The sequence below is a fragment of the Microbacterium sp. SCN 69-37 genome (genome assembly GCF_001724435.1).
Classification (GTDB): domain Bacteria; phylum Actinomycetota; class Actinomycetes; order Actinomycetales; family Microbacteriaceae; genus Microbacterium; species Microbacterium laevaniformans.
This window is the reverse complement of sequence record NZ_MEEL01000014.1, coordinates 1-7452: the sequence shown is the minus strand read 5'-3', so window position 1 is coordinate 7452 and position 7452 is coordinate 1. Positions and strand designations below refer to the sequence as shown.

The 7452-nt window shown below is 69.4% G+C and carries 5 protein-coding genes and 1 pseudogene; 3 read left to right on the top strand and 3 right to left on the bottom strand.

The window, feature by feature from the left end; translation table 11 throughout:
- Positions 1–104: 104 nt before the first annotated feature.
- Both ABS64_RS01290 and ABS64_RS01285 read right to left on the bottom strand, forming a co-directional pair.
- Positions 105–533: a molybdenum cofactor biosynthesis protein MoaE gene (locus ABS64_RS01290; RefSeq protein WP_141379826.1), complete on the bottom strand. Its 429-nt coding sequence runs from the start codon at positions 531–533 to the stop codon at positions 105–107.
- Positions 530–1009 carry a MogA/MoaB family molybdenum cofactor biosynthesis protein gene (locus ABS64_RS01285; protein ID WP_141379825.1) on the bottom strand — a complete coding sequence of 160 codons (480 nt, stop codon included), beginning with the start codon at positions 1007–1009 and terminating at the stop codon, positions 530–532. Before ABS64_RS01285 ends, ABS64_RS01290 begins: the two co-directional genes overlap by 4 nt.
- Positions 1010–1081: 72 nt before the next feature.
- On the opposite strand from ABS64_RS01285, the gene ABS64_RS01280 reads away from it, so the two are divergent.
- Positions 1082–1699: a winged helix-turn-helix transcriptional regulator gene (locus ABS64_RS01280; RefSeq protein ID WP_288783169.1), complete on the top strand. Its 618-nt coding sequence runs from the start codon at positions 1082–1084 to the stop codon at positions 1697–1699.
- Positions 1700–1713: 14 nt separating this feature from the next.
- On the opposite strand, the gene ABS64_RS01275 is transcribed toward ABS64_RS01280, so the two are convergent.
- Positions 1714–2940 (bottom strand): MFS transporter, encoded by a 1227-nt coding sequence (locus tag ABS64_RS01275; protein ID WP_280525015.1) that lies wholly within the window; start codon positions 2938–2940, stop codon positions 1714–1716.
- A 192-nt stretch (positions 2941–3132) separates the two neighbouring features.
- Between ABS64_RS01275 and ABS64_RS01270 the strand changes: the two genes are divergently transcribed.
- Complete coding sequence (locus ABS64_RS01270; protein WP_292680237.1) at positions 3133–6876, top strand: nitrate reductase subunit alpha; 3744 nt, start codon at positions 3133–3135, stop codon at positions 6874–6876.
- Positions 6876–7452, top strand: a pseudogene (gene narY / locus ABS64_RS01265) (nitrate reductase subunit beta); the annotation flags it as partial. The gene ABS64_RS01270 and the pseudogene narY, both read left to right, overlap by 1 nt.

Below are 7452 nucleotides of genomic sequence, written 5' to 3'. Positions count from 1 at the left end.
CCGTGCTCGTCGGCGGCCGCCGCGTCGGCGATGACACGGTGCTGGCAATCGACGCGACCGTCGACGTGCTGCCGCCGTTCGCGGGCGGCTGAGCGGGCGACCCGTTACCCGCCGATGCCCTTCCAGGTCGCGGCACCGTCGTCGGTGAGCTGACGCTTCCACACCGGAAGCTCGCGCTTGATCGCCTCGATGATCTCGCGACAGATTGTGAACGCCTCATCTCGGTGCGGCGTCGCGACGGCGATCACCACCGCGGCATCTCCGACCTCAAGGCGCCCGATGCGATGGCTCACGGCGACCGCGGCGCGGCGCGTCGAGATCGCGGCGAGGGCGATGTCGTGCAGCGTCGCCTCGGCATCGGGGTGGGCGGAGTACTCGAGCGCGACGACGGTGCCCGCAGCCTCCGGGTCGTGATCGCGGACGGTGCCGACGAAGGATGCCACGGCACCCATTGCGCGGTCTTCGACGGCGGCGAGGTGCGCCGCGATGTCGAGTGGGGTGTCGCTGATCCGGGCGATGCGTATCGCGGTCATGAGTGGTCTCCTCCCTGGAGTTGGTCGAGGACGTGCGCCGCGACGGCCAGGATCACGGGCATCCCGTCGGCGACGGCGGCGGGCGACCCGGGCAGGTTGACGACGAGGGCGTCTCCCACGACACCGGCAAGGCCCCGCGACAGCATGCCGGCAGGCTTCGCGGCGGCGCCGAGCCGGCGCAGCTCTTCCGCGATCCCCGGAACGAGGCGCTCGAGCACGCGCGCCGTGCCTTCGGGAGTCTGATCACGCGGCGACAGGCCCGTGCCACCCGTCGTCACGATCAGGCGTGCCCCTGCGGCGAGCGCCGCCTGCAGCGCACTCTGCACGGCATCCGCCCCGTCCGGCGTGACGACCGGTTCGGCGCAGTCGAAGCCCGCATCACGCAGCGCCGCGACCGCGATGGGGCCCGCCGCATCGGCACGGATGCCCGCGGCAGAGCGGTCCGAGACGGTGATGACGGCGGCGGGGGTCGACACATCGCCAGCCTACGCCGCGCCGACCAGGCCCCGTCCGGCCCCGGCACGGGAGAATCCGACGGATAATGAAGCATGCCCCGCCCGATGCACGCCCACCGCGGACTGGCACAAGCCAGCCGCCTCGAGGTCGCGTACCTCGTGATGGAGCGTCCCGGCATCTCGCTCGCCGAGCTCTCCGAAGAGACCGGCCTGCATGCGAACACCCTGCGTGACCACGTGCGCGTGCTGATCGCCGAGGGGATCATCCGCAGCGAGACCGAGCGCCGGCCCACCCGCGGACGCCCGCCGGCCGTGTACTTCCCCGTGCGCGCGACGACCGACAACGAGATGGCGCAGCGCCGCGTCGACGAAGCGAAGCGCCACGGCGACCTGCTACGCCGCATCATGGCATCCGAAGCGCCCGAGCTCGATGAGGATGCCATGCACCAGCTCGACGCGCTCTACGAGCACCTCGACGAGTTGGGGCTCGAACCCGATCTCGACGAGAAGAACCTCGAGGTCGCGCTGTCGCCGTGCCGGTTCCACACGCTCGTCGCCGAGCACGGGCACGCCGTGTGCCGCGTGCACGAGGGCCTCATCCGCGACGTGCTCGACCGCGCCGAGGGCCCCCTCGAGGTCGACCGCCTGCTCCCCCTGGTGACCGACCACCAGTGCGAGCTGCTGTTGCGCCTGCGCCCCGCTGACGCCTGAAGCGCGCCCCGCGCTTATTTCGCCGGTCGCGCGTCGCGCAGCATGCCGGCCACGACGAGCGCCGCAGCCCCGACGAGCACCAGCAGCCACAGGCCGAGCGCGTACGAGTTCGTCTCGGCGTGGTAGGTCGCACCCATCACGAGCGGCGGGAAGTAGCCACCCAGGCCCCCGGCCGCGGCGACGACACCCGTGACGGCGCCGACCTTGTCGGGCGGGGTGGACGGGCCGACCCACGCGAACACGGCGCCCATGCCGAGGCCCATGGCGAATGCCATCAAGAGGAACACGAACCCGGTGAGCACCCCCTCAGGTGGCTGCTGCCCGACGACGTACGCCGCCGCGACGATCCCGGCGAGAGACACCAGCGAGATGATCTTCGGCCCGAACTTGTCGGCGAGCACACCGCCGATCGGGCGGGCGATGACGGCGACCGCGGCGAACAGCGCCGTGCGCGTGCCGGCGCCGACGGCATCCACGTCGTCCGGATAGATGGTCACCAGGTACTTCGGCAGGTACGTCGAGAACGCGACGAAGCCGCCGAAGACGATCGCGTAGAGGAACGACATCTGCCACGTGACGGCGAGCTTGAGGGCGCCCTTCACCTTCGGCACGAGGGGCTGTCGGCTCGGCTGCCAGGCAGGCGATTCGCGCAGGAAGAACCAGACGAGTGCGGCCATGACGACGAGGACACCGGCGATCAGCAGATGGGTCGGAAAGTAGCCGATGCTCTGCGCGAGGCGCGGCGTGGCGAAGGCCGATACCGCCGTGCCGATCATGCCCATGCCGAAGATGCCGTTCGCGAAGCCGCGCCGCGCGGGCGGGAACCACGCGCTGGAGAAGGGGATGCCGACGGCGAAGATCGTGCCGGCGATGCCGAGCAGAAACCCCGCGACCACGAGCAGCCAGAAGCTGCCGATCGATCCGGCCAGCGCCACGAGCAGCACAGCGGGGACCGCCGCCAACAGGACCCCCGTGAACATCTTCCGCCCGCCGAATCGGTCGGTGAGGGCGCCGACGACGATGCGGCCGAGCGCACCGACGAGGACGGGTGTCGCGAGCATGAGCGAGACCTGCCCCTGGTCGAGGCCCATCTTCTCCGCGTAGATGTTCTGCAGCGGAGCGATGGCCATCCAGGCCCAGAAGCCCGCTGTCGAGGCGAGCGTGGCCAGGATGACCTGGCCGAGCCCGCCTTTCAGGCGGGGATCGGCGGCCGGCGGCGCGTCGGGGACCTTCGTTGTCACGGCGACTCCAATCGTCACGCTCACGGTAGACCCACGAACAGGGCGCGCCACAGAGGTTCACCGTTGAAATTCACGCGGATCGCCGTGTCCCCATAGTGACCAACCTTCAGTCGCGATTAAATACGGTGAAGCACGCGCTCGCCCCAGGGATTTCTGTCGATACTGGGGTGACACCGGCAGCCAGGAGGACCGATGACGCCCCAGATCCGCACGACTCCCGCGACGGACGGGCCGCTGGCCGACACCCTGCTGACGATGGGCAGGTTCCTGCGCCGCGGCGAGACGAGCCCCGATCTGCGGGCGGTCTTCCTCGAGGGTGGGCGCAGCGGCGACGTCTTCTACCGCGACCGCTGGGCGCACGACAAGGTCGTCCGTTCGACGCACGGCGTGAACTGCACGGGGTCGTGCTCGTGGAAGGTGTACGTCAAGGACGGCATCATCACGTGGGAGACGCAGCAGACCGACTACCCGTCCGTCGGCCCCGACTCGCCCGAGTACGAACCGCGCGGATGCCCCCGCGGCGCCGCGTTCAGTTGGTACACCTACTCCCCCACGCGCGTGCGGTATCCGTACATCCGCGACACGCTCGCCGAGCTGTACCGCGACGCCAAGCGCACGCATCCCGACCCCGTCGACGCGTGGGCCTCGATCGTCGAGGATCCCGAGAAGTCGCGCGCCTACAAGAGCGCCCGCGGCAAGGGCGGCCTGCTGCGCACGACGTGGGACGAGGCGATGGAGATTGCCGCCGCCGCACACGTGTACACCGTCAAGGAGTACGGCCCGGACCGGGTCGCCGGGTTCTCGCCGATCCCCGCGATGTCGATGGTCAGCCACGGTGCCGGGGCCCGGTTCCTGAACCTCGTCGGCGGCACGATCCTGTCCTTCTACGACTGGTACGCCGACCTCCCCGTCGCGAGCCCGCAGGTGTTCGGCGACCAGACCGACGTCCCCGAGTCCGCCGACTGGTGGAACGCCGGGTACCTCATGATGTGGGGCTCGAACGTACCCGTCACGCGCACGCCCGACGCGCACTTCATGGCCGAGGCGCGCTACCGCGGCCAGAAGGTGGTCACGGTCTCACCCGACTACACCGACAACACGAAGTTCGCCGACGAGTGGGTCGCACCGCACCCGGGCACCGACGCCGCGCTCGCGATGGCGATGGGTCACGTCATCCTCACGGAGTTCTTCGTGCAGCGCCGCACCGCGCCCTTCGAGGACTATATGCGCCGCTTCAGCGACGCGCCCTACCTCGTCGCGCTCGAGGAGCACCCGTCGGGTCTGGTCCCCGGCAAGTTCCTCACCGCGAGCGACCTGGGCGGCGAGGATGCCGCCGTCCCGCGTGCCGACTTCAAGACCGTCCTGCTCGATCAGAACGGCACCCCCGTCGTTCCGAACGGGTCGCTCGGCCACCGCTTCACGCCCGAGGACGAGGGGCGGTGGAACCTCGACCTCGAGGGCGTCGTGCCGCCCCTGTCGCTGCTCGACCTCGACGACACGACCGAATCGGTCGAGATCGTCCTCCCCCGCTTCGACGTCACGCCCGGCGGCGAGGACGAGGCGCACGCCGGCGGGACGGGCACCGTCACCCGCGGCGTGCCCGTGCGCCGCGTCGCCGGCCGCCTCGTCACGACCGTGTTCGACCTGCTGCTCGCGCAGTACGGCGTCGCGCGCGACGGACTGCCGGGCCAGTGGCCGACCGGCTACGACGACCCGACCACGCCCGGCACGCCCGCGTGGCAGGAAGAGCTCACGAACGTGCCCGCGGCGCAGGCCGCGCGCATCGGCCGCGAGTTCGCCGACAACGCCGAGCGCTCGGGCGGCCGCTCGATGATCCTCATGGGAGCGGGCACCAACCACTGGTTCCACTCCGACACGATCTATCGCACGTTCCTGGCGCTGACGACGATGACCGGATGCCAGGGCGTCAACGGCGGCGGCTGGGCGCACTACGTGGGGCAGGAGAAGGTGCGCCCCATCACCGGCTACTCGCAGTACGCGACGGCCGCCGACTGGAACCGCCCGCCCCGGCAGAACATCGGCACGGCGTTCTGGTACCTCGCGAGTGACCAATGGCGCTACGACGGCCTGCCGGCATCCGCCCTGGCCTCTCCGCTCGCCCGCGGCCAGTTCGAGGACCGGACGACGGCGGACTGCCTCGTCGAGTCGGTCAAGCGGGGATGGATGCCTGCCTACCCGACCTTCTCGCGCAACCCGCTCGACCTGTGCGACGAGGCCGAGGCGGCCGGCAAAGAGCCCGCCGCGCACATCGTCGACTCCCTCACCGACGGGTCGCTGCACTACGCGGTCGAAGACCCCGACGCCCCGGAGAACTTCCCGCGCGTCATCTCCATCTGGCGAGCCAACGTGCTGGGCTCGTCGGGCAAGGGCAACGAGTACTTCCTCAAGCACCTGCTCGGCACCGACTCGGCCGTCCGCGCGCCCGAGTCGCCCGAGGGGTCGCGCCCGCGGGACATGGTGTGGCACGAGAACGCACCCGAAGGCAAGCTCGACCTGCTGATGACGGCGGACTTCCGCATGACCTCGACGACGCTGTTCAGCGACCTCGTGCTGCCGGCGGCGACCTGGTACGAGAAGTACGACCTGTCCTCGACCGACATGCACCCCTTCATCCACGCGTTCACGCCGGCGATCAACCCGCCGTGGCAGACGCGCACCGACTTCGATCTGTTCGGGGCGCTCGCCGAGAAGTTCAGCGAGTACGCGGCGGTGCACCTGGGCGTCCGCAAGGACGTCGTGGCCTCGCCGCTGCAGCACGACACCCCCGACGTCATGGCGACCCCGCACGGCACCGTCCCCGAGGACGCGCCGCTCGTACCGGGCGTGACGATGGCCAAGCTCATCGTCGTCGAACGCGACTACCCCAACCTCTACGAGAGGTGGAAGTCCCTCGGCCCGCTGACGGCCAAGCTCGGCATGACGACGAAGGCGATCACGTACCACCCCGACCGCGAGATCGAGCAGCTGAAGCAGAAGAACGGCGTCGTGCAGTCGGGCCCGTACACCGGCAGCGTGCTGCTGGACACCGACAAGAAGGCGTGCGAGATGATCCTCGCCTTCTCGGGGACGAGCAACGGCCGCCTCGCCGTGCAGGGCTTCCGCGAACTGGAGAAGAAGACGGGCCAGCGCATCGCGCAGCTCGCCGAAGACCACGAGGGCTCGCACATCACCTTCCAGGACGTTCAGGTGCAGCCGCGCAGCGTCATCACCTCGCCGGAGTGGTCGGGCTCCGAGCACGGCGGCCGTCGCTACACCGCGTTCGCGATCAACGTCGAGCACCTGAAGCCGTGGCACACCCTGACCGGCCGCCAGCACTTCTACCTCGACCACGACTGGATGAGCGAGCTCGGCGAGAGCCTGCCCGTGTTCCGACCGCCGCTGGACATGCACCGCCTCTTCGACTCCGAGAAGGTCGGCACGACCAAGCGCATCGCGGGGCCGGGCGCCGCCGGGCAGACCGAGGTGACGGTGCGCTACCTGACGCCCCACTCGAAGTGGTCGATCCACTCCGAGTACCAGGACAACCTGTTCATGCTGTCGCTGAGCCGTGGCGGCCCCACGATCTGGATGAGCACGCAGGATGCCGCGAAGATCGGCGTCCGCGACAACGAGTGGATCGAGTCGTACAACCGCAACGGCGTCGTCGTCGCCCGCGCGATCGTCTCGCACCGCATGCCCGAGGGAACGGTGTACATGTACCACGCGAAGGACCGCACGGTAGATGTGCCGATCGCCGAGACCAGCGGCCTGCGCGGCGGCATCCACAACTCGCTCACCCGCATCCTGCTGAAACCGAGCCATCTGATCGGCGGCTACGCGCAGCTCGCATGGGCGTTCAACTACCTGGGTCCGACCGGCAACCAGCGCGACGAGATCACGCAGATCCGCCGCCGCAGCCAGGAGGTGGAGTACTGATGAAGGTCATGGCTCAGATGTCGATGATCATGAATCTCGACAAATGCATCGGATGCCACACGTGCTCGGTCACGTGCAAGCAGGCGTGGACCAACCGCACCGGCGTCGAGTACGTCTGGTTCAACAACGTCGAGACGCGCCCCGGCGTGGGCTACCCCCGCACGTACGAGGACCAGGAGAAGTGGGGCGGCGGCTGGGTGCGCACCAAGCGCGGCCGCCTGAAGCTGCGCAGCGGTGGCCGGCTGTCGAAGCTCGCGCGCATCTTCTCGAACCCGAAGCTGCCCGAGATCCACGACTACTACGAGCCGTGGACCTACGACTACGACATGCTGCTCAACGCCCCGAAGGGGCAGCAGACGCCCGTCGCTCGGCCGAAGAGCCTGCTCACCGGCGAGGACATGAAGATCTCGTGGTCGGCCAACTGGGACGACGACCTCGGCGGTTCGCTCGAGACGATGCAGGACGACCCGATCCTCAAGAAGATGAGCGAAGAGGTGAAGGCCGAGTTCGAGAAGGCCTTCATGTTCTACCTGCCGCGCATCTGCGAGCACTGCCTGAACCCGTCGTGTGTGGCAT